The following is a 26,099-nucleotide window of genomic DNA, read 5'->3' as shown; positions in this document are numbered from 1 at the left end:
CACCTGCATCGGCCCTGGCACGTCCGACCTTCTGCCGTTCACTGCTACCTGCTGTGGCAGCGCGTCCACGGCCGGGACCCTTCACCTGCATCGGCCCTGGCACGTCCGACCTTCTGCCGTTCACTGCTACCTGCTGTGGCAGCGCGTCCACGGCCGGGACCCTTCACCTGCATCGGCCCCGGCACGTCCGACCTTCTGCCATCTACCTGCCTCGTCCACTGCTGTCCACGCCCGCCCGGGCAGTCCGTCGTGATGCTCGAGTATTGCTCTGCCCTCGTGGATCCGTTCCTTGCGATGTCAGGAACTCTACCCTCAACTAGCTCAGATGTCTATCTCAGTCACTACAGATTTTCGATCCCGAGAAAGCGAGGATGATTCCTATGTCGAGAGCAGGGAAGGCGACGGGTGTCCGGGGATCCGGCCGGCGAGGGCCGCTGTGTCATCAGCCGTGGAGCCGGTCATCATGCGGATCACTCGGTGTCACGACCGCCGCCCTACCTGTCGGAGGCCGCGATGGCCGATCCCAACGGATCAGGCGTGTTCTTCGTCGGCAACGCCACCACGCTGATCCGCTGTCACGGGTTCACGCTCCTCACCGATCCCGATTTCCTGCACCGCGGCCGGCGTGCCTACCTCGGCTACGGCCTGAGCACCCGGCGTCGCAGCGAGCCGGCCATCGGGATCGACCGGCTCCCGCTCCTCGACGCCGTGGTGCTGTCGCACATGCACGGCGACCACTGGGACCGGGTGGCGCGCCGCGGTCTGGACAGGGCACTGCCGGTCGTGACCACCCGTCAGGCGGCGCGGCGGCTCAGGCGCCAGGGCTTCGTCGAGGCCGTCGGACTGGGGAGCTGGCAGGACCGGCTGTTCGAGCGGGGCGGCCATACGCTCCGTCACCCGGCGGGTCACCGGAACACCACGGTCTGCCGCCTTACGGGGCGGCCCCCTTCCTCTCAGGGGCGGTGGCCGTCCTGCCGGGAGCCGCCGCCTCCGTCACAGTGACGGGGCCCGGCGCAGTGCCGCCGCGGCGTCCTGGAGGGTGTCCAGCAGGGGGACGAGCAGGGGGTGGCGTTCGGCGCCCCGCCGTACGGCGGCGAAGACCCGCCGCTCCGGGCCCGGGACCGGGCGGATCACCACGCCGGACAGGTCTGCCGCGCGCAGCGCCAGGCGCGGGACCATCGCCACGCCCGCCCCGGCGGCGGCCAGCGCGACCACCGCGCTGAAGTCGTCGGAGGAGTGCGCGAACTCGGGGGTGAAGCCCGCGTGCTCGCAGGCCAGGGCGATCACGTCGTGGCAGGGATTGCCCGGGTAGGGGCCGATCCACGTCTCGCCCGCCAGGTCGGCGACGGACAGGCCGGGACCGCCGTCCGCGGGCGACCCGGACCGGCCCGCGGGGCGGAGGGCGTCCGGGACCCCCGTGACCGGGAGGGCGCCTCCGGCGAGGGCCTCGTCCGCCGGGACGTGGCTTATGTCCGCCGGGGTGCGGCCCGCCAGGGCGTGGCCACGGGGGAGCACCACGTCGAACGGCTCGGAGTAGAGCGGGATCCGGGACAGCCGCCGGTCGTCCTCGGCGGGGGCCCCGCGATATTCGACGGCCACGGCAACGTCCACCGCGCCGTCGAGGACCTTGGTGAGGCTCTGGTCGCCCTCGGCGTCGAGGACCCGCACCTGGATGCCCGGCTCCTTGTCCCGCAGGGTGCTCACCGCCGGCGCGACGACCAGCCCGATCGCGGTGGCGAAGGAGGCGACCTTCACCTCGCCCGCCGTGCCGGCGGTGTAGGCGGCGATGTCGGCTTCGGCCCGCTCCAGTTGGGCGAGCACCTCGTTGGTGTGGCCGAGCAGGATCCGGCCGACGGAGGTCAGCCGGACGCCCCGGCCGTCGCGCTCCAGCAGCCGGTGGCCCACCTCGTGCTCCAGGGCGACGAGCTGCTGGGACACCGCGGAGGGGGTCAGGTGAAGCGCGGCGGCCGCGGCGGTGACCGTCCGGTGGTCGGCCACCGCGCGCAGGGTCCTGAGCCGCCGCGTGTCTATCACCTCTCCATTCTCGTCGAGGTCACCCGCGGGCCGTGACGAAGGCGTCCACCGCCCGGTCGACGTCCTCGGTGGAGTGGGCGGCCGAGAGCTGGACCCGGATCCGGGCCTTACCGTGCGGGACCACGGGATAGGAGAAGCCGATCACGTAGATGCCCTGCTCCAGCAGGCGTTCGGCCATCGCGGCGGCCTCGGCGGCGTCGCCGATCATCACCGGGGCGATGGGGTGGTCGCCGGGCAGGATGTCGAATCCGGCCTCGGTCATCTTGGTGCGGAAGCGCTCGGTGTTGGCGCGCAGCCGCTCGCGGGCCTCGCTGTGGCCGCTGATCAGGTCGAGGACGCGCAGGGAGGCGGCGGCGATCACCGGGGCGAGGGAGTTGGAGAACAGGTAGGGGCGGGAACGCTGGCGGAGCAGCTCACAGATCTCCTTGCGGGCCGCCACGTAGCCGCCGCTGGCCCCGCCGAGCGCCTTGCCGAGCGTGCCGGTGATGATGTCGACCCGGTCCGTCACGCCGTGCAGCTCGGGGGTGCCCCGGCCGTTCGGGCCGACGAAGCCGACCGCGTGCGAGTCGTCCACCATGACCATGGCGTCATAGCGCTCGGCCAGGTCGCAGATCTCCCCCAGCGGCGCGACGTAGCCGTCCATGGAGAAGACGCCGTCGGTGACGATCAGCCTGCGCCGGGCGTCGGCGGACTCCTTGAGCCGGGCCTCCAGCTCGGCCATGTCGCGGTTGGCGTAGCGCAGGCGGCGGGCCTTGCACAGGCGGATGCCGTCGATGATGCTCGCGTGGTTGAGCGCGTCGGAGATGACCGCGTCGCGCTCGTCGAGCAGGGTCTCGAACACCCCGCCGTTGGCGTCGAAGCAGGAGCTGTAGAGGACGGTGTCCTCCTGGCCGAGGAAGTCCGACAGCCGCGTCTCCAGCTCCTTGTGCACCTCCTGGGTGCCGCAGATGAAGCGGACCGACGCCATGCCGAAGCCCCAGCGGTCGAGGGCCTCCTTGGCGGCGGCCACCACCTCGGGATGGTCGGCCAGACCGAGGTAGTTGTTGGCGCAGAAGTTCAGCACCTCGCCGCCGCCGGACACGGCGATGCCGGCGCGCTGGGGGGTGGTGATGACCCGCTCGGGCTTGAGCAGCCCGGCGGAGGCGATCTCGTCGAGGGTGGCGCGCAGGTCGTCGCGGACGTTGTCGAACATCAGGCGGTCCAATCCAGGATGATCTTGCCGGTCTTGCCGCTGGCGGCGGTGTCGAAGGCCGCGTCGAAGTCGCGGTAGGAGAAACGGTCGGTGATGACGGGGGACAGGTCGAGGCCCTTCTCCAGGAGCACGGACATGGCGTACCACGTCTCGTACATCTCCCTGCCGTAGATGCCCTTGATGGTGATCATCGAGGTCACGATCGTCGCGAAGTCGACCGCGAACTCCTCGGCGGGCAGGCCGAGCATGGCGATCTTCCCGCCGTGCGTCATGTTGGCGATCATCTCGCGGAGCGCCTGCGGGTGCCCGGACATCTCCAGCCCCACGTCGAAGCCCTCGCGCATGCCGAGGTCGTGCAGGCCGTCGGCGACGGACCGCTCGGCGACGTTCAGCGCCAGGGTGACCCCGAGTTTGCCGGCCAGGGCCAGCCGCTCGGGGCTGACGTCGGTGATGACCACGTTGCGGGCGCCCACGTGCGTGGCCACGGCGGCGGCCATCAGCCCGATCGGCCCGGCCCCGGTGATCAGCACGTCCTCGCCGACCATCGGGAACGCCAGGGCGGTGTGCACGGCGTTGCCGAACGGATCGAAGATCGCCGCGATGTCGGGGTCGACCGGCACCCGGTGCACCCAGACGTTGGAGGCCGGGAGCGTCACGTATTCGGCGAAGGCGCCGTCCCGGTTGACGCCCAGCCCGACCGTGTTGCGGCACAGGTGGCGCCGCCCGGCCATGCAGTTGCGGCACTTCCCGCAGACCAGGTGCCCCTCACCGCTGACCAGGTCGCCGACCGCGATGTCCTCCACGCCGGGCGCCACCTCGACGACCTCGCCGCTGAACTCGTGGCCGACGACGAGCGGCGTCCGCAGGGTGTGTCGCGCCCACGCGTCGAAGCTGCGGATGTGCAGGTCCGTCCCGCAGATCCCGGTCCGCAGCACCTTGATCAGCACTTCTCCGGGGCCGACGACCGGCTCCGGAACGTCCAGCAACCACAGGCCCGGTTCGGCCTTCTCCTTGACCAGCGCCTTCATCACAGATCCCCCCTCAGTCCGACCTTACGCACTGTGCCCGGCCGGCTCCGAAGGTGTCCATCGCGGTTTTCTTAACCCCGCCCACAGTGCTGCTTCACGCTCGGTCCGGACGCCCTCCGGGTGTCCCTCACCGGAGGGTCTGCCCGGAGGCTCCGCCGGATCACCTGTGATCGGGCGGGTCGAGGGGGACGGGGAGGTCAGGGGGTGCGGCCGGGGCTCCGGCCGGTTCCGGCTCCCGGGCGTCCGGCGCGGACCGGCCCCCGGTCGCCGACCTGACGGCCCGCAGCCCGAGCCAGGCCAGCACGGCCAGGACGGCGACCAGGAGGTATTCGATCGCGGGGATGCGCACGACCTCGTCGATCCGGCCCGGGCCGCGGCCGCCGTAGACCAGGAGGACGGCGCCGGCGTAGGCGGCGGCGAGCACCCACCTGACGGTCCGGGACAGCCCGAGCCCGTGCATCTGGGTGAGCACGAAGACTCCCAGGAACCCGAACAGGAACATCGGCCAGGCGCCGTCCGGGCCGGTGTTCATGATCGCGACGAGGGTGCCGTGCACGGCCACCAGGAGCTCCAGGGTCATGGTCCACCACCGGTTGGTGTGCGCCCGGGTCATGAACAGGCTGCCCTGCAGCATGAGCAGGAACATGTAGAAGAAGCCGATCAGATGCCCGCTGCTGTTCTCCATGGGGTGGTACCAGAAGGTGTACACGGCCGCCCAGCTGAACAGGTAGCCATGGTATTTGCGGGCGAATCCCACTACTTCCGCTGAGATCGGGGCCGGGCGGCCGGCGAAGAGCCCCCGGCGCCGGTTCTCCATCAGCAGGACCACGACCAGGAGGATGACCACCGACCCCTGCGAGCTGAAGATCGACACGTCCTGGGCGAGCCCGTCGTAGAACAGGTGGGTCTGCAGGGTGTGCAGGACGACGAAGCCGAAGTTCACCGCCAGCGCCACGACGTTGATCCGGTGCAGGCCGCCGGTGTGACGGCGGACCCGGGTCTGGGCGTAGTAGATCAGACCCCAGGCCGCCAGCTGGTGGGCCGCGTAGCCGAGCCACGCGGACGCCCGGGTCCACCCCGTCGGCTCGGGCAGTTTCCAGTAGTACCAGGAGGCGCCCTGGTCGGGCAGGAGCCGGATGCCGTGCAGGCGCTGGCCGAGCAGCCACACCAGCCCGGTCAGGACCGCGCTCGCCGCGACCCCCCAGAGCAGCGCGCGGTGGGATCCCGTACGGCGCGGATTGTTAAGCATGCTTAGTATTATGCGGCTCCCGCCGCCCGGCTCCCGGGCACCTCCCGTACGGACGTGCGGGGCCGTACGGGCGCGGGGCCGTACGGGCACGTGCCCGTACGGCGCGCGGGGTCAGGAGGTGGAGGGGTGGCGGTGCTTGTGCAGGTCGGCGAGGGCGTCGGAGGGGACGGCGGCCGGTCCGAGCTGGCGGGGTCCCGCGTCGACGTCGGCGGCCTCGGCCACCGCCTCGGCGGCGGCCTGCTCCGCCTGCGCGGTCTCCCTGGCGGTCGCCTCGCTGATCGCGGGGGCCTCGCGGGTCGCCGCCGACGGGGGCAGGGACTCGGTGAACGCCTTGGAGACGCCCTGGAGGGCGGAGGTGACCTCGCTGGGGATCACCCAGAACGTGTTGCCCTGGCCCTTGGCGAGCTCCGGCAGCACCTGCAGATACTGGTAGGCCAGCAGCTTGGGGTCCGGGTCGTTGCGGTGGACCGCCTGGAAGACCTCGTCGATGGCCTGGGACTGACCCTGGGCCTTGAGGATCGCGGCGCTCCGGTCGCCCTCGGCGCGCAGGATCGCGCTCTGCTTGTCGCCCTCGGCGGTGAGGATCTGGGACTGGCGCTGGCCTTCGGCGTTGAGGATCGCGGCGCGCTTGTCACGCTCGGCGCGCATCTGCTTCTCCATCGCCTCCTTGATGGACTTGGGCGGGTCGATCGCCTTGATCTCCACCCGGTTCACCCTGATGCCCCACTTGCCGGTCGCCTCGTCCAGCACGCCCCGGAGCTGGCTGTTGATCGTGTCGCGCGAGGTGAGCGTCATCTCCAGGTCCAGCGAACCGACGACGTTGCGCAGGGTGGTGACCGTGAGCTGCTCGACGGCCTGGATGTAGTTGGCGATCTCGTAGGCGGCCGCCCGGGGGTCGGTGACCTGGAAGTACAGCACAGTGTCGATCTCGACGACCAGGTTGTCCTCGGTGATCACCGGCTGCGGGCGGAAGGAGACCACCTGCTCGCGGAGGTCGATCATCGGATAGACCCGGTCGATGTAGGGGATCACGAAGTTCAGGCCCGGCTTGAGCGTGCTGTGGTAGCGCCCGAGCCGCTCCACGTTGCGGGCCCGGGCCTGGGGGACGATGCGCACCGAGCGGACCACGGTCATCACGGCGAACAGGACGATGAGCAGACCGGCTATCAACAGCGCATCCATGGTCACTCCCGGGGATATACGAGCGCGGTGGCGCCCTCGATCTCGATGACGTCGACGACGGCCCCCGCTGGGATCACCAGCGTCTCGTCGTAGGCCCTGGCCGACCACTCCTCGCCGCCGATCTGCACCCGGCCGTCCCGCCCGGTGACCTCTCGCACGACATAGGCGGGTTTGCCGACGAGCGCCTGGACTCCGAACCGCTGCTCGGCGGGCATCCGCTGGAGCTGGCGTCTGGCGATGGGCCGGACCGCGACCACCCCCGCGGCCAGAGCGGCGGTGAACACCATGAGCTGGAGGGGGATGGGCAGACCGAGACCGGCGGCGACGGCGGCGAACAGGGCGGCGCCGCCGAGCAGACCCAGGGCGGTGGTCAGGGTGAAGATCTCAGCCACACCGAGCACCACCGCGAGGACCAACCAGATGACCCAGTCTTCCATGCTCCGGCCTCCTATTAGATGAACGGCTCGGATGTCCAGGAGGTTCCTTCCCCTACCGTATGTCGTTACCTGGAGCGCCGTCAGTGCCCACGTCGTGGGACTTGCGATCAGGGCGGCGCCGGGGCGGGGGCGGTCAGGCGGCGGGGCGGTCCGGGGGCGCGCAGGGCGCTGCCGGCGAGCCACTCCTCCCAGGAGCGCTGCCAGTAGCCCCAGCCGTTGTCCCACTCCAGCTCGCGGTCGGTGCCGCGGATGATGACGGGGTCGCCGCGCAGGGAGGTGTCGAAGAACCAGGCGGCCTGGTCGGGGCGGGCGTTGACGCAGCCGTGGCTGACGTTCGCCCTGCCCTGGGCCCAGAGGTTGTCCTTGGCGTGGACGTACTCGCCGCTGCCGGAGATGCGGACCGCGTGGTCGATCATGACGTCGTAGAAGCCGGGGTCGCCCTTGTCCCGGCCGGGGGAGACCATGCGGATCGGGCTGGCCTTGTCCATGGTCAGGTGGGCGCCGCTCGTCGTGGTGTACTCCTCGGTGGTGGCCGTGCCGGCGCTGATCGCCATCCGCTGGACCGTCCTGCCGTCCCGCGTGACCCGCATCCGGTGGGTCCGGGTGTCGATGAAGCTGACCTGCCCCCGGCCGACGGTGAAGGGCACCGTGTGGTCGGCCGTGCCGTAGGTGCCCCTGGCCGCGCGGACGCCGGACAGGTGCGCGGTGAAGGAGACCCGCTGCCGGGCCGGCCAGCCGCGGCGGGGCCGGTAGACCACCTGGGTGTCGCTCACCCAGTGCCAGGCGCCCTCGACCGGCTTGGTGGAGCGGACCTCCAGGGCCCGCTCCACAGCGGCCCTGTCCTCCACCGGGGCGGTGAGGTCGACGATGATCGGCATGCCGACGCCCACGGTCTCGCCGGGGTAGGGGGTGACGGAGCGGACCTGGAAGGTCCGGGCCGGAGTGAGCGTGCGGAACCTGCCGGAGGCGGTCGCCGTGGCGCCGTCGGCTCCCGCCGAGGTGACGTTGACGATGTACTCCCGGTCGGGGGCCAGGGCCCAGTCCGAGCGCCAGGTGGTCCGGGCGCGGTCGAACCGGCCCGGCACCGGGGCGCCGCCCGCGTAGGCGCTCACCCCGGTCAGCGTGCCCGTGGCGGCCCGGACGACCAGGCCCCGGCCGGTGCGGGCGCGCACCGAGTCGAGGGGAGGGGAGATCCGCACGCCGGCCGCCGTCACCGTCGTCGGACGGTCGTCACCGGCGACGACCGATGAGCATCCCGTGACCGCGAGCGGGAGGAGAACGATCGGGAGACATCCCGCGGCGCGCCGCATCTGTTCCTGCCTTCGGGGTACGCGAATGATCGACTACCCCACATTAGCGATCAGTGATCAGATGGGCGCGCGGCGTCACCCGGTGTGGCTACCTCGCCGGCCGGACGGTCCCCGACACCTCGCCCAGGGTGATCACGGTGCCGCCGGGGCCGGGGGCGGACGCGGTGATCGTGACGGTGTCGCCGTCCTCCAGGAAGGTCCGGGCCGAGCCGTCGGGCAGTTTGAGCGGCTCGGTGCCGTTCCAGGTCAGCTCGATCAGCGAGCCCCGCTCGCCCGGCTCGGCGCCGGAGACCGTGCCGCTGGCGTACAGGTCGCCGGTGCGCAGGCTGGCGCCGTTGACGGTCATGTGGGCGAGCATCTGGTCGGGCGTCCAGTACATCTCCCGGTACGGCGGGCGGGAGACGACCTCGCCGTTCAGCGCGACCTCCAGCGTCAGGTCGAGCCCCCACGGCTCCTGGCGGCGCAGGTAGTCGAGCGGCTCGGGGGTCTGCTCCCGGCCCGGGACGCGGGCCTCCGACAGGGCCGCGAGCGGTGTGATCCACGGCGACATGGAGGTGGCGAAGGACTTGCCGAGGAACGGGCCCAGCGGGACGTACTCCCACGCCTGGATGTCCCGGGCGCTCCAGTCGTTGACCAGCGTCACGCCGAACACGTGGTCCTCGAACCGGCCGGCCCGCTCGCCGAGGGCCGTCGGCGAGCCGACCACGAATCCGAGTTCGGCCTCGATGTCCAGCTTGGCCGAGGGGCCGAAGACCCCGGCGCCGCGCTGTCCGGACGGCCGGACGACCGGGGTCCCGGAGGCCACGACGGTCCCGGCCCGGCCGTGGTAGCCGACCGGCAGGTGCCGCCAGTTGGGCTTCAGCGGCTCGTCGTCGGGACGGAACATCCGGCCGAGGTTGGAGGCGTGCTCCAGCGAGCAGTAGAAGTCGACGTAGTCGGCCACCTCGATCGGCAGGTGGAGGGTGACCTGCTCCAGCGGGATCAGGTGCGGCTCGACCGTGCCCGGGTTGGTGCCCAGCTTGTTCTGGATCACCGCCCGGGTGTCGCGCCAGGCGTCCGCGCCCCTGGCCATGAAGGCGTTGAGCGAACCGGTGGCGAACACCTCGTCGTGCAGGGCCCCGGCGAGGTCGACCACGTGCTCGCCGTAGCGCACGCCGACGCGCGGGGTCTCACCCTCCTGCCGGGAGAAGACTCCGTAGGGCAGGTGCTCCAGGCCCCAAGACATCACGCGTTCTCCTCTGCGTCGACGGGCGCGTCGACAGTCGTGTCGGTGATCAGGCCGAGGGCCAGCAGGTCCTCGACCGGGGTGCTCGTGCTGCAGGAGCCGTACGACACCAGCAACTGCCTGGCACGCTTGGCGGTGGCGTCCGGCACGGCCTGCGCCAGCCGTACCAGCCCGCCCACGTCCGTCGAGCCCAGCACCGGCACCGGGTCGCCGCCCTCCACCGCCGCGCAGACCGCGAGGACCAGGTTGAGGAAGCCGTGCCGGTCGGTGCCCAGCGCCGGGTAGAAGTGGCGGACCGCGTTGTGCAGCCCCGCGGTCGCCTTGAACGGGAGGTCGTGCTCGGCGCAGTAGGTGATGAAGGAGCCCAGGTCCTGGGCGGTGGGGAAGGCCGCCGCGGTCAGTCCGCCGCACCGGATCTTCAGGCCGACCCCGGGTGGCACGTCCACCGGGAGCTGGGCGGCGGTGACCTCGACGAACTGGCGGGCCGGGAAGCCGAGGCCGACGGCCCGGCCGCCCGGCACCTCGACCAGCTCGACGGTGAGGCCGTCGAGCGGCGGGACCTCCGGGGTGTCGAGGATCAGGCCGAGCCTGATCGGGGAGTCCAGGTGGGCGCGGAGCTCCGGCAGGCGGCTGGCCGGGCAGAGGAAGCGGTGGGTGAGCACCGGGCTGCCCTTGGCGAGATCGGCGCCGTGCCGCCGGAGGGCCTCGGCCATCGGCAGCGCGGTCGGCGGGAACAGCCCCGCGTCGTCGACGAGGTCGTGGAAGAGCGTCATCGGGCCCAGGTCCACGCGTAGGCGGGGTCCTCGACCGACAGCCCGGCGGGGCCCAGGTCGAGCGGGCGGAAGGTGTCGACCATCACGGCCAGCTCGCTCGTCTGGGTGTGCCCCTGCCGTACGGCCTCGATGACGGCCTCGACGGCGCCCGGCTGCGGGCCGTGGGTGAACCCGGCCGGGTGCAGCGAGATCGAGCCGACGTCGATGCCCGAGCCCTTGCGCGCGGTGTAGTCGCCGCCCGCGTAGAACATCAGCTCGTCGGAGTCGACGTTGTGGTGGTTGTAGGGGATGGGGACGGCGTCGGGGTGGAAGTCGAGCGGCCGGGGGCAGAACGAGCAGATCACGAAGTTCGGGCCCTCGAAGGTCTGGTGCACCGGCGGCGGGGCGTGGGTCCGCTTCACGATGGGCTCGAAGTCGTTGATGTTGAAGGCGTAGGGGTAGAGGCAGCCGTCCCAGCCGACCACGTCGAAGGGGTGGTTGCGGTAGACCAGCCGGGTCAGCCCGCCGCGCGTGCGGACCAGCACCGGCACCTCCTCGCCCTCGACGGTCAGCGGCTCCTGCGGGGTGCGCAGGTCGCGCTCGCAGTAGGGGGCGTGCTCCAGGAACTGGCCGTATTTGGACAGGTAGCGCTTGGGCGGCCGGATGTGCCCGGCGGCCTCGATCGCGAAGGCCGTGACCCGGCCCTGGGGCACCCAGCGGTGGATCGTCCCGGTCGGGATGACGACGTAGTCGCCCGCGCCGGCCTCGATGACGCCGTAGGTCGACTCGAACCTGACCCGGCCGTCGGCGATGTAGACGCACTCGTCGCCCATGGAGTTGCGGTACAGCTCGCTGGGGGTCTCACTCGCGGCGTACGACATGCGGACGTCGGCGTTGCCCGCCAGCAGGCCGCGCCCGGTGACCAGGTCGCCGCCCACCGGCAGGTCCTGGGTGCGGAAGTGGCGGGGGGAGAGGGGGAGGTTGGGGGTGAGCGCCGTGGCCGAGGTGGGCTCGACCGCCTCGGCCTTGATGATCGCCGTGGGGAGGTGGCGGTGGTAGAGCAGGGAGGAGTCGCTGGAGAAGCCCTCCTCGCCCATCAGCTCCTCGGCGTACAGCCCGCCGTCGGGCCGCCGGAACTGCACGTGTCGCTTCCTGGGGACCTCACCCACGGTGCGGTAGTACGGCATCCGCTTCTCCCAGCTTGTCCGATTAACGGACGTTGTTGTCCTTTATACGAACAACCATCTTTCACTGGCGGGATGATGTCAACCAGGCCCCCGGCGGCGCGCTATGCCGTGACGCCGTCGAAGGCGACGGGGAGGTGGCGGGGACCGCGCAGGACCGGGTTCTGCCGGTACGGGGGCGGGTCCGCCACGAGCCGCGGGCTGTCGAGCCGGCGGGCCAGCCCGGTCAGCGCGAGCTGCGCCTCCAGCCGGGCGAGGGGCGCGCCGAAGCAGTAGTGGATGCCGTTGCCGAAGCCGAGGTGCTCGTTGTCCCGGCGTCCGGGGTCGAACCGGTCGGGGTCGTCGAACCGCCTGGGGTCCCGGTTGCCGGAGGCCAGCATCAGCCAGATGGGCGCCCCGGCGGGGATGACGGTGCCGGCGATGTCGATGTCGGCCAGGGCGGTGCGCTGGGGCAGGAGCTGCACCGGCGGCTCGTAGCGCAGCAGCTCCTCCACCAGGGGGACGGCCAGGTCGGGGTCCTCGCGCAGCCGCTTGAGGCTCTCCGGGTGGCGCAGCAGGGTGAGCATCCCGTTGGTGATGAGGTTGACGGTGGTCTCGTGGCCGGCGATGAGGAGCAGGACGGCGGTGGTGATCAGCTCCACCGGCGACATCTGCCCGTCGGGTCCGTGGTCGGTGATCAGCGCGGAGAGCATGTCGTCGCCGGGCGCGCGGCGGTGCTCCTCGACGAGCCCGGCGAGGTAGGCGCCCAGCTCGGTGCGGGCCCGCTGGGCGGTGCGCTGCCGCTCCTGCGGGCCCTCGGCGGGGTCGGGGTCGAGGGAGGAGACGATCACCTCGGCCCAGCCGTGGAAGAGCGCCTCGTCCTGGTGCGGGACCCCCAGCAGCTTGCAGATCACCATCACCGGGAAGGGATAGGCGAAGTCCTCGACGATGTCGACCTGCTCCCGGCCCTGGAAGCCGTCGATCAGGCCGGACACCATCCGGAGGAGGTCGCCGCCCATGTCGTGGATCCGCCGGGGACTGTGCGGCGGTCCGAACGGCCGCGTCGCCAGGCGGCGCAGCCGGTCGTGCTCGGGCGGGTCGAGCCGCAGGAAGCTGGGCGGGAGCGTCGTGTCGTCCTCCGGCGGGAGGCCGCCGCCCGCCTGGGGGGTGCGGTTGCGCACGTCGGAGCTGATCCGCGGGTCGTGGAGCAGGCTGAGGATCTCCCAGTAGGTGCTGACGGTGTAGACGCCGTCGTCCTGCCGCGCCACCGGGGTCCTGCGGAGCTCGGCGTAGAGGGGGTAGGGGTCGGCGCGGTTGGCGTAATCGGTGATCTGGTGCAGCAGGGTGCCCGAAGTCGCAGTCATGGTGGAGTCCTTGGACGTGGTCGGCCGGCGCGCCGGTTGTCAGGCCCGGGCCGGGGTGAACGTGACCCGCCGTTCGCTGGGCGAGTAGCCGCTCAGGGTGACGGTGGGCCCGTGGGTGGGCAGTGCGGGGTCGGGGAAGTCGGCCCCGACCGGCCGCAGCCCCTCGGGCCGCCGGTCGACGTTGGCGAAGACGGGCGGGAACGGCGCGGCCGACTCGATCTGCTCGCGATAGAAGTCGATCCATCTGGCCTGGTCGAAGGTGACCGCGGCGATGACGCGGCCCTGGTGGCCGTAGGCCGCGGCGAATCTGCGTTCGGCGAGCGAGCCCTGGGTGACGATGAGCTCCTCGCCCATGGGCGGCACGCCGACGGACTTGATGTTCACCCCGAACTGGGCCGACCAGAAGGCCGGCACCCACAGGTGGGGGCGGCGCTCGGGTCCGGAGCTGATCATGTTGTGCGCCGCGACCTCGGCCTGCGCGAGCGCGTTGCCCCAGTGCTCCAGGGAGAGGAACTGGTAGCCGAAGAGCGGGTGCGGGGACCGGGCGACGTCGCCCGCGACGAAGATGTCGTCGGTGACGATGCCGTGCACGTCGAACGCGCGGCACCCGGCGTCGCAGGCGACCCCCCGGGGCCCGGCGCCCAGTCCGGAACCCGCGAGCCACTCGGTGTTGCGCATCGCGCCGAGCGCGATCACCGCCACGTCGACGTCCAGCGTGGTGCCGTCGGACAGGTGGGCGCGCTTCAGCCGCCCGGCCGGATCGCCTTCGAGCGCGGTCACCGTGATGCCGCAGCGCAGGTCGACGCCGTGCTCGCGCTGGAGCTCCGCCGCGACCGCGCCGATGACGCCCCCCAGCGCGCCCACGAGGGGGGCCGGGCCGCGCTCGGCGACCGTGACCTCCAGGCCCCGCTCGCGGCAGGCGGAGGCGACCTCGGAGCCGGTGAACCCGGCGCCGATCACAATCACCCGGCGGGGCCTGGCGGCCAGCCGGCGTTCCAGCCGGGCGGCGTCGTCGGCGGTGCGCAGGACGAAGACGCCGTCCAGGTCGGCCTCCGTCTCCCTGGGCCACGGCCGGGCGCGGGTGCCGGTCGCGATCAGCAGGCGGTCGAACCCGACCTCCTGGCCGTCGGCCAGGCGCACCCGCTTGCCGGTCAGGTCCAGCCCCGTGGCGGCGACCCCGAGCCGCCACTCGGCGTCGAGCGCGCGGCGCCGGGGGAGGGCGGTGCCGTCCGCCGGCACCTTGCCGAGCAGGACCTGCTTGGACAGCGGCGGCCGGTCGTAGGGCTCGGACGGCTCGTCTCCGATCATGGTCAGCGGTCCGGCGAAGCCCTCCTCGCGCAGCGTCTCCGCCGCGCGCAGACCCGCCAGGGAGGCGCCGACGACGACCACGTGACCGTGCTGCCTGAACGCCCTCGCGGATCCGTCAACGGTCATGGGCCTGCGCCCTCTCCAGCGCGATCGGCGCGTCTGTCCGGTCGACCAGGATGGCCTGGACCGGGCATGCCGCCACGGCTCTCATCACCTGCTCGCGCCGCGCCTCGTCGGCGCCGGGGTCGTACATCAGCGCTTCCTCACCGTGCATGGTGAACACGTCGGGGGCGAGGAAGGCGCACTGCGCGTATCCCTGGCACCGGTTGAGATCGACGACGAGCCTCATGAGGACCCTGTCCCTTCGACGGGTTCGGTCATCAAGTTCTGCCCAGCGTAAAAGCGCTGAGCAGGGCAGCCGTCACCGGTAATCGCCGTGTTGCGCATTTTGGCGTGACCTTTGCCGGGCTTCTCCCAAACGGCTCCCAAACGGTGAGCGATGGGCGGTTCTCACCGAGATTTCGGGTCTCTCGCACCCGCGCCCGCGGGGCCGTGCTCCCGGCCGGGGAGCGGTCCCGGCGGCCGGTCCCGGGGGCTCCGCCCGCCGGGACCGCCGTTCACTCCCGGACCACGCCGGGGAGCCGTCTCACTCCCGGACCGCGTCGGAAGTCACTCCCGCATCAGGCCGGGAAGTCGTCCGGGTCGACGCCGCTGGTGCGGGCGTTGCCGTTCCTGACGGGGTTGAGGGTCAGCGTCCAGATGGTGGAGCTGGAGGAGGTCGTGGTGAACTTCAGCCGGTCGTCGAAACGCTGGTAGACGGCGCTCTGGGTGAACCTGCCCTTCGAGGTGCTGAACTTGTATCCGCTGGTGAAGTAGATCCGGTAGGTGCCGTCCTCGATCACGTCGGTGCTCGCGTTCGACCTCGCGCGGATGTAGAGGCTGATCGCCTTGGACCTGCCCCGGACGAGGGTGACGACCGCGTCCCTGCCGGTGCCGTTCTTGATTTTCAGGGTGCCCTGCCCGCTGCTGAGGCGGTCGTAGAGGAGCGTGCCGTTGCCCGGCCGCGCGGCGGTCTGCGCCGAGGACGCCGAGACGGTGTCCCGCGTGGACGCGGCAGCCGGGCCGGCGGCGAGACCGGTCAGGAGAACGGAGGTGAGGATCGCTCCCGCGAGGGGACGTAGAGAGATCATCGTGCCAATATGGCGAATTCCGGTTGTCCGGTCAATGTGATTCCCATTGGCGGCCTTCATGCCCCGGGGTGTCCCCGGCCCGGGGCCGGCGGCGCCCCGGGCGAGCGGGCGGCGGACGGCCGTGAAAATCCGCAAACAGTATGAAGTAATTGGGATTCATATCAAAAGCTGAAAATGCATTGCGGGCAGCGGAGCGGTGCTTCGAAACCCTGCGGACAGGGTCATACAACACCGTGGAATTAACGTGCGGCATCTGGCTCGGCACCGGATGTCAGGCCAGGGCCGTGGCCAGTTCGGCGGCGGCGGCGGCCACCCGGGGGCCGATGACGGCCGGGTCCAGCGGGGTGAAGGAGATCACTCCCACCGACGCCTCCAGCCAGGGGACGTCGGGGACGGGGGCGGCTATGCCCCGGGCGCCCTCCTGGAGCTGGCCCTCGGTGATCACGTAGTCGGTGCGGCCCTGGCGCAGGGCGAGGACGGCGAGGCCGGCGGCGCCACGGGCGAGCGGGTGGCGGGAGCCCTCGCGGTAGGCGACGTGCATGTCCGTCCAGGAGGGCTCGACCACCGCCACTGCCAGGCCGTCGTCCCCCTCGGCCACGGTGAGGTGGGCGGTCGCGCCCACCTCCTCGGCGAGCCTGCGCAGGGTCGGCATGGCGCCCTCACGGAGCAGGGGCTGGACGGCGCGCGCCAGGACCAGGACGCCGAAGCCGAGGTGGGCGCGGCCGTCGCCGTCGCGGCGGACGAAGCCCTCGCTCTGCAAGGTGGTGAGCAGGCGGTAAACCGCCGGGCGGCTCAGCCCGAGCTCGGCCGCGAGCTCGGTCGGGGTGCGCCCGCGGCGGCCGTCGGCCAGCAGGCGGAGCAGGCGCAGGCCGCGTTCCAGGGTCTGCGACGATTCGGCCGGCATCAGGGCACCTGCTGGGCTGGGAACATGCTCCCGATTATCGGTGGTGCCCGGGACGGAGGCGGGCGGGGCCCGGCGGCCTTGCGACCGGGACCGGGAGTGGTCCACGGTGAAGGGATCCACAGAAAGGGGTGGCCGGGGGATGAAGTCCGTCATCGTGGTCGGAGCGGGGATCTGGGGCACGTCGCTGGCGCTGCGGCTGGCGGAGTCGGGGTGGCGGGTCACGCTGGTCGAGCAGTACCAGCCCGGGCACCTGCGGCAGGCGAGCGCCGGGGAGACGCGGCTGCTGCGGGCCTCGCACGGGAGCGACGACTGGTACGCCCGGATGGCCCGGCGGGCCCGTGAGCTCTGGCGGGGGCTCGGCGAGCGGGTCGGCGAGGAGCTGTACGCCGAGACGGGCATGCTCTGGTTCGCCCGGCGGGAGCAGGGCTGGGAGCGGATGAGCGCCTCGGTCCTGGAGCGGCTCGACATCCCGCACGAGCTCTGGGATCCGGCCCGGGCGGGGACCCTGTTCCCCGATTTCCGGGGCGACGACCTGGAGTTCGTGCTCTGGGAGCCGCAGGCCGGGGTGGTCCGGGCCCGGCGGGCCACGCAGGTGACGGCCCGCCTGGCCCGCGCGGCCGGGGTCACGGTGGTCAGGGGGCGGGCCGAGCCGTACGGCGCGGAGCCGTACGACGTGGTGGTCCCGCGCGGGACGGAGTCCTACGGCACGGCGTTCCAGGGGTGGGCGGTGCCGGACGGCGGACCCGGCGGGCCCGCGGTGCGGATCGGGGAGGAGGTGCTGCGGGCCGACCGGGTGGTGTGGGCCTGCGGGGCGTGGCTGCCCCGGCTCTTCCCCGGCACCGTGGACCTGCGCGTGACCAAGCAGGACACCGTGCACTTCGCGGTGGAGCCCGGCTGGGACACCCCCGCCTGGGTCGACTACGACGGCTCGGTCTACGGGCACGGGGACGTCGACGGGCTCGGGATGAAGGTGACCTCGGACGCCGAGGGCGGACCGTACGACCCGGAGACGGGGGAGCGGCGGATCTCGCCGTCGAGCGAGGAGGCCTCGCGCGCCTACCTCCGCCGCAGGTTCCCGGGCCTGGCCGGGGCGCCGGTGCTGTTCAGCCAGGTCTGCCAGTACACCCTCACCCCCGACGCCGAATGGGTCGTCGCCGAGTGGCAGGACGGGGTCTGGCTGCTCGGCGGCGACTCCGGACACGGGTTCAAGCACGCCCCGGCCCTGGCCGAGTACGTCGCCGAGATCCTCGACGGCGGGCGGGAGCCCGAACCCCGCTTCGGCCTCCACCCCCGGACCGCCGCCCGGGGCCTGCGCACGAGCGGTCTGACCGACCGGTGATCAGTTGTCATGCCGGTAATAACCGGAGGCCCGGAATGTGCAGGTCTTTGGCAAGAACTGCTGGAGTCGCCTGACGTAACTTGCTAGGTCCCTGTATCTCGGCGAGGGGACCTTGAACATGAGCGGCGCGCTGATCGCCCAGGTCGAGCGGTGGGCGAGAGAGATCCCGGACGCTCCCGCCTACACCTTCCTGGACTACTCCGCCGGGAACGACGGGGTGAAGCACACGCTCTCCTGGGCGAAGGCGGATCTCAAGGCGCGGGCGCTGGCCGTGCGGCTGCGCGAGGTGACGCTCCCCGGCGACCGGGCGGCGATCCTGGCGCCGCAGGGACTGGAGTACGTGGTCGCGATGCTCGGGGCGATGTACGCCCGGGTGGTCGCGGTGCCGCTGTTCGCGCCCGACCTGCCCGGCCACGCCGACCGGCTGGTCCGGGCCTACGCCGACGCCGACCCGGTCTGCGTGCTGACCACGACCTCCGCGCTGGACGGCGTCCGCGCCTTCCTGGACGGCGGGTCCGCGCCCCGGCCCAAGCAGGTCATCACGCTGGACACGGTCTCCGACCTGCTCGCCGACGAGTGGGAGCCCGAGCCGATCGGGCTCGACGATCTGGCCTACCTGCAGTACACCTCCGGCTCGACCCGCGCCCCCGCCGGAGTGGAGATCAGCCACGCCAACTTCACCGCGAACGCCCGGCAGCTCTGGGAGGCGTTCCGGGCCACCCCACGGGTGTCGACGGCGGCCCTGTGGCTGCCGCTCTTCCACGACATGGGGCTGATCGCCACGATCGCCGCGCCGATCGTGGGCGGCAACCAGGCGGTGTTCATGGACCCGGTGGCGTTCGTCATGCATCCGGTGCGGTGGCTGCGGATGCTCAGCGAGTACGACGACGTGTTCACCGGCGGCCCGAACTTCGCCTACGAGTACACGGCCGGCCGCGTCACCGACGAGGAGAAGGCGACGCTCGACCTGTCCGGGGTCTCGGTCATGCTCAACGGCGCCGAGCCGCTGCGGGGCAGCACGATCGACCGGTTCTCCGAGACGTTCGCCGGGTGCGGGCTGCGGCCCGAGGCGCACACCCCCGGGTACGGCCTGGCGGAGGCGACGGTCTTCGTCACGGTGATGGACCGGGACCTGCCGGCCCGGGTGACCCTGTTCGACAGGGACGCGCTGACCGCCGGGCGGGCCGTGCCGTACACGGGGCGGGGGCGGGTCAGCGACCTGGTCTCCTGCGGGGTGCCGACGGGCCAGCGGGTGGTCATCGCCTCGGAGTCCGGTACGGCCAGGCCGGACGGCGAGGTCGGCGAGATCTGGGTGCAGGGGCCGAACGTGTCGCGGGCCTACTGGCGGGACGAGGAGCGCAGCGCCGAGGTCTTCGGCAACGTGCTCGACGGTGCGGACGGCACCTGGCTGCGGACCGGCGACCTGGGCGTCATCCACGGGGGCGAGCTCTACGTCACCGGGCGGATCAAGGATCTGATCATCGTCGACGGGCGCAACCACTATCCACAGGATGTGGAGGTCACCGTGCAGGAGGCCGACCCGGCCGTCCGCCGGGACCACGTGGCGGCGTTCGCGGTGGCCGGGGAGGAGACCGAGCGCCTGGTCGTGGTGGCCGAGCGATCACGCAGGGCCGACGGGCGGGACCTGGCCGAGATCACGGCCAACGTCCGCGCCGCCGTCGCTAAGAACCACGACCTGCGGCTGTACGACTTCGTGCTGACCGAGGCGGGAACCGTACCGCGCACGTCGAGCGGGAAGATCGCCCGCAGGGCGTGCGTGCGGGCCTACCTGGACGGCGCGTTCGGCGCGCGGCAGGCCGGACCCAGGGACGCCGGCGTCTGATGTTCGAGTCGTTCGGGCGGACCGTCTACCGCGGACGCTGGTCCCTGCTGGTGCTGGGGGCGGTGTTCACGGTCGTCGCCGGATACCTCGGGCTGGGACTGTTCGGGCGGATGGCCGACGGCGGGTTCGAGGATCCGGGCGCCGAGTCGACCTCGGCCGCCCGATGGAGCGGGCAGTGGTTCGGCGGCAACGCGCCCGACGTGGTGGTCCTCTACACGCACCCGACGTTCGAGGCGGGCGACGAGCAGTTCAAGCGGGACGTGCACGCCGCGCTCCGCGCGCTGCCCGCCGAGCGCGTCACGAAGACCTCCACCTACTGGACGACCAAGGCCAAGGAACTCGTCTCCGAGGACAGGCACTCCACCTACGCCCTGATCACCCTGCGCGGCGGGAAGCTGACGAAACAGAGCGGCTACGAGCAGATCAAGGACCGGCTCAGGGAGGCGCCGGCCGGATACACGGTCAAGGTCGGCGGCCCGATCCCGCTGCTCAAGGACCTCAACACGCAGACCGGCGCCGACCTGCAGCAGGCCGAGGCCCTGTCGATGCCGGTCCTGCTGGTCCTGCTCGTCATGGTCTTCGGCAGCCTGGTCGCGGCCGGGCTGCCGCTGGTCGTCGGGCTGGTGGCGGTGGCCGGCGCGCTCTTCCTGCTGCGGCTGCTCACCGAGGTGACCGACGTCTCGGTCTTCTCGCTGAACGTCGTGACGATGCTCGGCCTGGGCCTGGCCATCGACTACTCGCTGTTCGTGCTGAACGCCTTCCGTGAGGAGATCCGCCGGGGGTCGCCGGTGGAGACGGCCGTCGTGCGGACCATGGCGACGGCCGGCCGCACGGTCGCCTTCTCCGGGCTGACCGTGGCCACCTCGCTCAGCGGGCTGCTGCTGTTCCCGCAGATGTTCCTGCGCTCGATCGGCCTGGGCGCGGCGGCGGTGGTGCTGGTCGCGATGGCGGCCGCGCTGATCGTGCTGCCCGCGCTGCTGGCCGTGCTCGGGCCCAAAGTGGACGCGGTCCGGGTCGTGCCCGACTTCGGCAGGCACAAGGGCGGCAGCGGGACCTGGCACGCGGTCGCCTCCAGCGTGATGCGCCGGCCCGTGGTCTATCTCGTGGGGGTCGGCGTGGTGCTGATCGCGCTGGCCGCGCCGTTCCTGCACGCGCGGTTCGGCAGCGTGGACCACCGGGTGCTGCCCGAGCGGTTCGAGAGCCGCCAGGTCGCCGAGGAGATCAACGCGAGGTTCGCCCGGAACGCGATGTCGCCGATCGAGGTCGTCGTGCTCGTCGAACGCGACCTCGTCGGGCCGATGACCGTGGCGGCGCCCGGCGCGCTCACCTCGGACGTGGGGACGCGGCGCGGCCCCCTCGGGGTCGGCAACTCGGGGATCACCCCCGTCACCGAGGTCGGCCCGCTGGACGTCAGGTCCTTCGTGGAGAGGCTGGAGGCGCTCGACCACGTCACCGGCGTGGACGTCACCGGGATCTCGCAGAACAACGGCGCGATACGGCTGGCGGTCCGCTACGACAGGGACCCGATGTCGGAGGAGGCCCGCGCGCTGGTCGAGCGGATTCGCGACCTCCCCCTGGAGCGGAACTTCCAGGACGTGGTCGTCGGCGGCCCCACCGCCGCCCAGCTCGACCTGCAGGCCAGCCTGGAGTCCACCCTGCCCTGGACCGCGCTGGTGGTCTGCCTGATGACCGGCGTGCTGCTGTTCGCCGCGTTCGGCTCGGTCCTGCTGCCGATCAAGGCGATCCTGATGAACGTCCTGTCCCTGGGCGCGTCCTTCGGCGTGATCGTCTGGGCCTTCCAGGACGGCAACCTGGCCGGACTGCTCGGCTTCACCCCGACCGGCAGCATCGAGGCGACCATCACCGTGCTGATCCTGGCGGTGGTGTTCGGGCTGTCGATGGACTACGAGCTGTTCCTGCTCAGCCGGGTCCGCGCCGAGTGGCTGAGGACCGGGGACAACACCGCCGCCGTGGCGGTCGGCCTGGAGCGGACCGGCGGGGTCATCACCAGCGCCGCCCTGCTGCTGCTCGTGGTCATCGCGGCGTTCTCCACTGCCGGGATCACCATCGTGAAGATGCTCGGCGTCGGCATGTTCGTGGCCATCGTGGTGGACGCCACGCTGGTCCGGGCACTGCTGGTGCCCGCGACGATGCGTCTGATGGGCAACGCCAACTGGTGGCTGCCGGACTTCCTGCGGGGCATCCACCGGCGCATCGAGATCCGCGAGCACGACGTCCGCGACCACGGGCCCGCCGAGATCGCCCCCACCTACGTCACCGTGGAGCGCGAGGACGGCCCTGGCGACCGCTACGTCACCCCGGCGCACCGCCTGGACACCTCCCCGCCGGTCCCGCAGATCACCGCACCCGAGCCCCTCGCCTCCGCCGCCCCGGTCCGCGTCATCAGGACCACCCCTGACGGCTCCGACTGGCGGTGGACCGAGGAGCGCGCCGGTGGTGGTTCTGACTGGCAGTGGGCCGAGGAGCCCGCCGGTGGTTCCGACTGGCAGTGGGCCGAAGAGCGCGCCGGTGGTGGTTCTGACTGGCGGTGGGCCGAGGAGCCCGCCGGTGACGCCAGGTCCACTCCTCGTCCCGCCGCCCCACCGCCCGCTCCCCGTCCCGCCGCTCCGCCCCGTTCCGCCACCCCGCCTCCCTCGCGTCCGGCCCCTCCCCGGGTGTCTCCGGCTCCGCCGCCCCGCGTGACTCCGGCTCCGCCCCGGCCCGCGCCCCCGCCTCCCTCGCGTCCGGCCCCTCCCCGGACCGAGCCGTCACGGGCCTCGGACACCCGGCACCGGCAGCACCGGTCGAACCCCTACCCCCTTCCGGGACTCGACCCCGGCCCGCCTCCTCCCACCCCGGCGGCGCCCTCCGGTCCGCCGGAGCGCGAGCCGGCCCGGGCACGCAAGGTCAAGAAGGTCATCAAGCCCAACCTGGACGGCCCGGGCTGGCACTGGGCCGAGGAGCACGAGGACCCGTCCCCGCCGCAGCCCCTGCTCACCGTCCAGGACGCCGTGGGGCCCGCCCACCACTCCCCGGCGCACTCCCCGATCCCCGGCCGCCCCGTCCCCAGGCCGGCCCCGCCCGTGCCATCCTGCCCGGAGCTCCCCCCGCCCCCGGTCATCCGGGTACGGCCGGAGCCCGATCCGCACCCGCGTCCCGATCCGGAGCTGGAATCGCACCCGCGTCCCGATCCGCACCCGCGTCCCGATCCGGAGCTGGAATCGCACCCGCGTCCCGACCTGGGGCCTCCCGCTCCCCGTCCGGGTCCCGGACCCGAGGGCGCCGCCCCGGCGGCCACGACGCCCGCTCCCACGGCGGGCGCCGGGGACGCGCCCGGCGAGCGGAGCACGCCACTGGTCAGCAGCCATCTGATCGACCAGCTTGAGCCGCTCGTCCGGCAGGACGGCCGGCCGGTCGGACCCGCCGTACCGGCCATGGAGCAGCCGGAGCCACACCCCGGGCCGCCCTCGGAGCCGCGTCTTGAACCGCGCTCGGAGCCGCCTCCGGAGCATCGTCCTGAGCCGCGTCTTGAGCCGCGTCCGGAGTTCCGCCTTGAGCCGCGTCCGGAGTCCCGTCCGGGGCCGGTCAACGGAGCGCGGGCCGGAGAGCCCCCGGCCGCGCACGCCGTACCGCCGGCGGTCGAGTCCGAGCGCGGTGTGTCCGAGCGCGGTGTGTCCCGGCGGGCGGGAGCGGCGCCGGAACCGGTTCGGGAGCCGGCGTGGGAGCCCGAACCGGTGCGGGAGCCGGTGCCGGAACCGATGCGGGAGCCGGAAGGGGTGTGGGAGCAAGAACAGGAGATCGGGGAGGAGGCCGGCGGCTGGGTCCCCGTGGGGACCCGGACCACGAGGGTCGTGCGGCCCAAGCCGGACGGGTCCGGCTGGGAGTGGGTGGAGGTACGGGAGTGAGCGACCTCGCCGCCGGACCCGAGGGCGCCGCCCCGGTCCGACCCGCCCGGCACGGTCTGTTGTTGCTGGTCGTCGGCCTTGGCGGGTTCGTGACGACCCTGGACAACACGGTCGTCACGGTCGCCCTGCCCACCATCCAGGCCGAGCTGGGCGCGTCCTTGGCGGCGCTCGAATGGATCGTCACCGGCTACGTCCTCACCTTCTCGGGCTTCATGCTCGCCGGAGGGCGCCTGGCCGACGTCTACGGCCGCCGCAGGGTCCTCATCGCCGGGCTCGCGGTCTTCACGGCCGCCTCCCTCGCCGCCGGGCTGGCGACCTCGGCGGGCGCGCTCGTCGCCGCCCGGCTGGTGCAGGGCTCCGGCGCCGCGCTGATCCTGCCGGCGATGCTGGCGGTGGTCTCGGTCGGCAACGACGACCGGCGGCGGTCGGCGGGCGTCGCGGTCTGGATGGCCTCGGGGGCGGGCGCGCTGGCCCTGGGCCCGGTCGTCGGCGGCTACCTGACCCAGCACTCCCACTGGAGCTGGGTCTTCCTGCTCAACGTCCCCCTCGGCGCGCTCGTCATCGCGCTCGCGGCCGTCGCGATCCCCGAGTCACGTGACGGGGCGGCCGCCCGCGTGGACGTCCCCGGGGTCGTGACGTCGGTCGTCGTCCTGTCGACGGGCACGTTCGCGCTGACCTTCGGGGCGGAGCTCGGCTGGACCACCCCGGTGATCCCGGTGGCGGCGGCCGTCAGCGTGGTCGGGGCCGTCGTCTTCGTCGCCGTCGAGAGGCTCGGCAGGGACCCGATGGTGGATCTCGTCCTGTTCCGGTCGCGGGCGTTCACCGGCGGGGTGGCCGCCCAGGTGCTCTGGGGGCTCGGCGTCAACGGCGTGTTCTTCTTCACGGCGCTGTTCCTGCAGGGGGTCCTCGGCTTCAGCCCGACCATGTCGGGGCTGGCGTTCGTCCCGCTGGCGCTGCTCGTCGTCGTGGTCACGCCGCTGGTCCCGTCCGTCGAGCGCCGGATCGGCGCGGGCCGCACAGTTGCCCTGGGGCTCCTCCTGGTCGCCGCGGGCATGGCCGCCGTGGGGTTCCTGCGGCCCGGTGACGGCTGGGCCGACCTGCTGCCCGCCGTGTGCGTGATCGGGATCGGCTCGGCGCTGACCATGCCGCTGGGCTCGGCGGTGCTGGGGGCCGTCCCGGAGTCCAGGGCGGGAGTGGCGGGAGGCGTGTTCAGCGTGGCACGTGAGATGTCGGGGCTGTTCGGCATCGCGGTCATCGGGGTGATCGTCAACAGCTCCGCGAGCTTCACCGCCGGCTACTCCGCCGGCCTGCTCACCGCGGCCGGCCTGGTCGTGGTCGGTGCCGTCGTGAGCCTGGTGACCCTCCGGTGAGGGTCGCGGTCCTGGCCTTCGGGTCGCGGGGCGACACCCAGCCCTGCGTGGCGCTCGGAGCGGGACTCGCCGCGAGGGGGCACCAGGTCACGGTCGTCGCCGCCGCCCGGTACGGCGGGCTGGTCGAGGAGGCCGGGCTCGGGTCCGCCCCGATCAGCGTCGACCCGTTGAAGATCGTGGAGTCCGAGGAGGGGCAGGCGTGGCTGCGCAGCGGCCCGGCCGGATTCGTCCGGGGGTTCCGCAGGATCGTGGAGCCGCTCGCCGAGCGGCTGGTCGCCGAGGTGGACGCGGCCTGCTCCGGCGCGGACCTGGTGCTCTCGCCCGCGCTGGGCGGCTTCGGGCACCATCTCTCCGAGCGGTACGGCATGCCGTACGCGCTGCTCCACTTCCAGCCCAGCGAGCCCACCGGGGCCTTCCCCAACCCGCTGGTCCCGCTGCGCACCCTCGGCAGGGCGGGCAACCGGGCCAGTTACGCGTTGGTCGAGGGGGTGAGCTGGCTGCTGCTCGGCCGCATGGTGAACCGGGTGCGGGGCAGGGTGCTCGCGCTCGGCCCCATGCGGGGCAGCCCCTTCCGGCAGGCGCGGGCCGGCCGGGTGCCGGTGCTGTGCGGGGTGAGCCCCTCGGTCGTCGCGCGCCCGGTGGACTGGCCCGGCTACGTGCACCTGACGGGGTTCTGGCCGCTGGAGCGGGCCTGGGCGCCCGGCCCGGAGCTGGCGGCGTTCCTGGACGCCGGGCCGCCACCGGTCTACGTGGGGTTCGGCAGCATGGTCCCGGCCGACCCCGGCGCGATGGCGGGGACGGTGGTGGCGGCGCTGCGCCGGGCCGGGGTGCGGGGAGTCCTCCAGGGCATGCCGTACGGCGGGGCGGAGGACATGTTCGTGACCGGCGACGCTGACCACGGATGGCTTTTCCCGCGGATGGCCGCGGTGGTGCATCACGGCGGGGCCGGTACGACGGGGAGCGGGCTGCGGGCGGGGGTCCCGGGAGTGGTCTGCCCCTTCTTCTCCGACCAGCCGTTCTGGGGCGCCCGGGTGGCCCTGCTGGGCGCGGGGACCGCGCCGCTGCCGGTGCGGAAGGTCACGGTGGAGGCACTGGCCGGGAGGGTGGCGCAGGCCGTACGGGACGGGCGGATGAGGGCGGCGGCGGCCCGGCTGGGGGAGCGGCTCCGCGCCGAGGACGGGGTGGGGCGCGCGTGCGAGGCGCTGGGGGTCTGACCGGCGGACGTCCCGTTCCCCGGCGGAGGACCGGGACGTCCGCCACCCGCGACGACTTACCCGCCACCCAAGACGCCCTGCCCGCCACCC

Annotated in this window: 21 protein-coding genes; 6 read left to right on the top strand and 15 right to left on the bottom strand. The window is 72.7% G+C overall.

Annotated elements, in window-relative coordinates:
* Nucleotides 1-477: 477 nt before the first annotated feature.
* Nucleotides 478-1,002, top strand: coding sequence for an MBL fold metallo-hydrolase (locus ACZ6R6_RS18455; protein WP_470094790.1), 525 nt, complete (start codon nucleotides 478-480; stop codon nucleotides 1,000-1,002).
* Here the strand turns inward: ACZ6R6_RS18455 and ACZ6R6_RS18450 are convergent.
* The 15 genes from ACZ6R6_RS18450 to ACZ6R6_RS18380 form a co-directional block, all read right to left on the bottom strand.
* Entirely contained in the window at nucleotides 994-2,034 is a 1,041-nt protein-coding gene (locus ACZ6R6_RS18450; protein WP_470094788.1) for a LysR substrate-binding domain-containing protein, read from the bottom strand. The genes ACZ6R6_RS18455 and ACZ6R6_RS18450 overlap by 9 nt on opposite strands.
* A gap of 19 nt (nucleotides 2,035-2,053) precedes the next feature.
* A complete protein-coding gene (locus ACZ6R6_RS18445) occupies nucleotides 2,054-3,226 on the bottom strand; it encodes a glycine C-acetyltransferase (RefSeq protein WP_470094900.1) in 1,173 nt (390 codons plus the stop codon).
* Nucleotides 3,226-4,254 (bottom strand): L-threonine 3-dehydrogenase, encoded by a 1,029-nt coding sequence (tdh, locus tag ACZ6R6_RS18440; RefSeq protein WP_470094786.1) that lies wholly within the window; start codon nucleotides 4,252-4,254, stop codon nucleotides 3,226-3,228. Before tdh ends, ACZ6R6_RS18445 begins: the two co-directional genes overlap by 1 nt.
* A gap of 160 nt (nucleotides 4,255-4,414) precedes the next feature.
* Nucleotides 4,415-5,503 carry a hypothetical protein gene (locus ACZ6R6_RS18435; protein WP_470094784.1) on the bottom strand — a complete coding sequence of 363 codons (1,089 nt, stop codon included), beginning with the start codon at nucleotides 5,501-5,503 and terminating at the stop codon, nucleotides 4,415-4,417.
* A 111-nt stretch (nucleotides 5,504-5,614) separates the two neighbouring features.
* The gene (locus ACZ6R6_RS18430; RefSeq protein WP_470094782.1) at nucleotides 5,615-6,685 is read right to left on the bottom strand and encodes an SPFH domain-containing protein; all 1,071 of its coding nucleotides are present in this window, start codon (nucleotides 6,683-6,685) and stop codon (nucleotides 5,615-5,617) included.
* A 2-nt stretch (nucleotides 6,686-6,687) separates the two neighbouring features.
* Entirely contained in the window at nucleotides 6,688-7,122 is a 435-nt protein-coding gene (locus ACZ6R6_RS18425) for an NfeD family protein (RefSeq protein ID WP_470094780.1), read from the bottom strand.
* A gap of 107 nt (nucleotides 7,123-7,229) precedes the next feature.
* Nucleotides 7,230-8,432, bottom strand: a complete 1,203-nt coding sequence (locus ACZ6R6_RS18420) for a L,D-transpeptidase (protein ID WP_470094778.1) — start codon at nucleotides 8,430-8,432, stop codon at nucleotides 7,230-7,232.
* Nucleotides 8,433-8,520: 88 nt separating this feature from the next.
* Complete coding sequence (gene fahA, locus ACZ6R6_RS18415; RefSeq protein WP_470094776.1) at nucleotides 8,521-9,657, bottom strand: fumarylacetoacetase; 1,137 nt, start codon at nucleotides 9,655-9,657, stop codon at nucleotides 8,521-8,523.
* On the bottom strand, nucleotides 9,657-10,445 hold the full coding sequence (locus ACZ6R6_RS18410) for a hypothetical protein (RefSeq protein ID WP_470094774.1): 789 nt from the start codon (nucleotides 10,443-10,445) through the stop codon (nucleotides 9,657-9,659). Before ACZ6R6_RS18410 ends, fahA begins: the two co-directional genes overlap by 1 nt.
* Nucleotides 10,427-11,596 (bottom strand): homogentisate 1,2-dioxygenase domain-containing protein, encoded by a 1,170-nt coding sequence (locus ACZ6R6_RS18405; protein ID WP_470094772.1) that lies wholly within the window; start codon nucleotides 11,594-11,596, stop codon nucleotides 10,427-10,429. The genes ACZ6R6_RS18410 and ACZ6R6_RS18405 overlap by 19 nt, the downstream gene beginning before the upstream one ends.
* 101 nt (nucleotides 11,597-11,697) lie before the next feature.
* Nucleotides 11,698-12,936 carry a cytochrome P450 gene (locus ACZ6R6_RS18400; protein WP_470094770.1) on the bottom strand — a complete coding sequence of 413 codons (1,239 nt, stop codon included), beginning with the start codon at nucleotides 12,934-12,936 and terminating at the stop codon, nucleotides 11,698-11,700.
* Between the two features lie 39 nt (nucleotides 12,937-12,975).
* Nucleotides 12,976-14,370, bottom strand: a complete 1,395-nt coding sequence (locus tag ACZ6R6_RS18395; RefSeq protein ID WP_470094768.1) for an NAD(P)/FAD-dependent oxidoreductase — start codon at nucleotides 14,368-14,370, stop codon at nucleotides 12,976-12,978.
* On the bottom strand, nucleotides 14,360-14,593 hold the full coding sequence (locus ACZ6R6_RS18390) for a ferredoxin (protein ID WP_306863054.1): 234 nt from the start codon (nucleotides 14,591-14,593) through the stop codon (nucleotides 14,360-14,362). The genes ACZ6R6_RS18395 and ACZ6R6_RS18390 overlap by 11 nt, the downstream gene beginning before the upstream one ends.
* 331 nt (nucleotides 14,594-14,924) lie before the next feature.
* The gene (locus ACZ6R6_RS18385) at nucleotides 14,925-15,434 is read right to left on the bottom strand and encodes a hypothetical protein (RefSeq protein WP_470094766.1); all 510 of its coding nucleotides are present in this window, start codon (nucleotides 15,432-15,434) and stop codon (nucleotides 14,925-14,927) included.
* Nucleotides 15,435-15,705: 271 nt separating this feature from the next.
* The gene (locus ACZ6R6_RS18380; RefSeq protein ID WP_470094764.1) at nucleotides 15,706-16,338 is read right to left on the bottom strand and encodes an IclR family transcriptional regulator; all 633 of its coding nucleotides are present in this window, start codon (nucleotides 16,336-16,338) and stop codon (nucleotides 15,706-15,708) included.
* A gap of 139 nt (nucleotides 16,339-16,477) precedes the next feature.
* On the opposite strand from ACZ6R6_RS18380, the gene ACZ6R6_RS18375 reads away from it, so the two are divergent.
* The 5 genes from ACZ6R6_RS18375 to ACZ6R6_RS18355 all read left to right on the top strand — a co-directional run bounded on the left by ACZ6R6_RS18375 (nucleotide 16,478) and on the right by ACZ6R6_RS18355 (nucleotide 26,009).
* Complete coding sequence (locus ACZ6R6_RS18375; protein WP_470094762.1) at nucleotides 16,478-17,677, top strand: NAD(P)/FAD-dependent oxidoreductase; 1,200 nt, start codon at nucleotides 16,478-16,480, stop codon at nucleotides 17,675-17,677.
* A gap of 118 nt (nucleotides 17,678-17,795) precedes the next feature.
* Nucleotides 17,796-19,520: a fatty acyl-AMP ligase gene (locus ACZ6R6_RS18370; RefSeq protein WP_470094761.1), complete on the top strand. Its 1,725-nt coding sequence runs from the start codon at nucleotides 17,796-17,798 to the stop codon at nucleotides 19,518-19,520.
* Nucleotides 19,520-23,425: an MMPL family transporter gene (locus ACZ6R6_RS18365; RefSeq protein ID WP_470094759.1), complete on the top strand. Its 3,906-nt coding sequence runs from the start codon at nucleotides 19,520-19,522 to the stop codon at nucleotides 23,423-23,425. The genes ACZ6R6_RS18370 and ACZ6R6_RS18365 overlap by 1 nt, the downstream gene beginning before the upstream one ends.
* Complete coding sequence (locus ACZ6R6_RS18360; protein ID WP_470094757.1) at nucleotides 23,422-24,795, top strand: MFS transporter; 1,374 nt, start codon at nucleotides 23,422-23,424, stop codon at nucleotides 24,793-24,795. Before ACZ6R6_RS18365 ends, ACZ6R6_RS18360 begins: the two co-directional genes overlap by 4 nt.
* On the top strand, nucleotides 24,792-26,009 hold the full coding sequence (locus ACZ6R6_RS18355) for a glycosyltransferase (RefSeq protein WP_470094755.1): 1,218 nt from the start codon (nucleotides 24,792-24,794) through the stop codon (nucleotides 26,007-26,009). Before ACZ6R6_RS18360 ends, ACZ6R6_RS18355 begins: the two co-directional genes overlap by 4 nt.
* Nucleotides 26,010-26,099 lie beyond the last annotated feature (90 nt).

The sequence above is a fragment of the Streptosporangium sp. NPDC048886 genome (genome assembly GCF_055586905.1).
The sequence above is the reverse complement of the archived record's forward strand: the minus strand, read 5'-3'. Positions and strand labels throughout refer to the sequence as shown.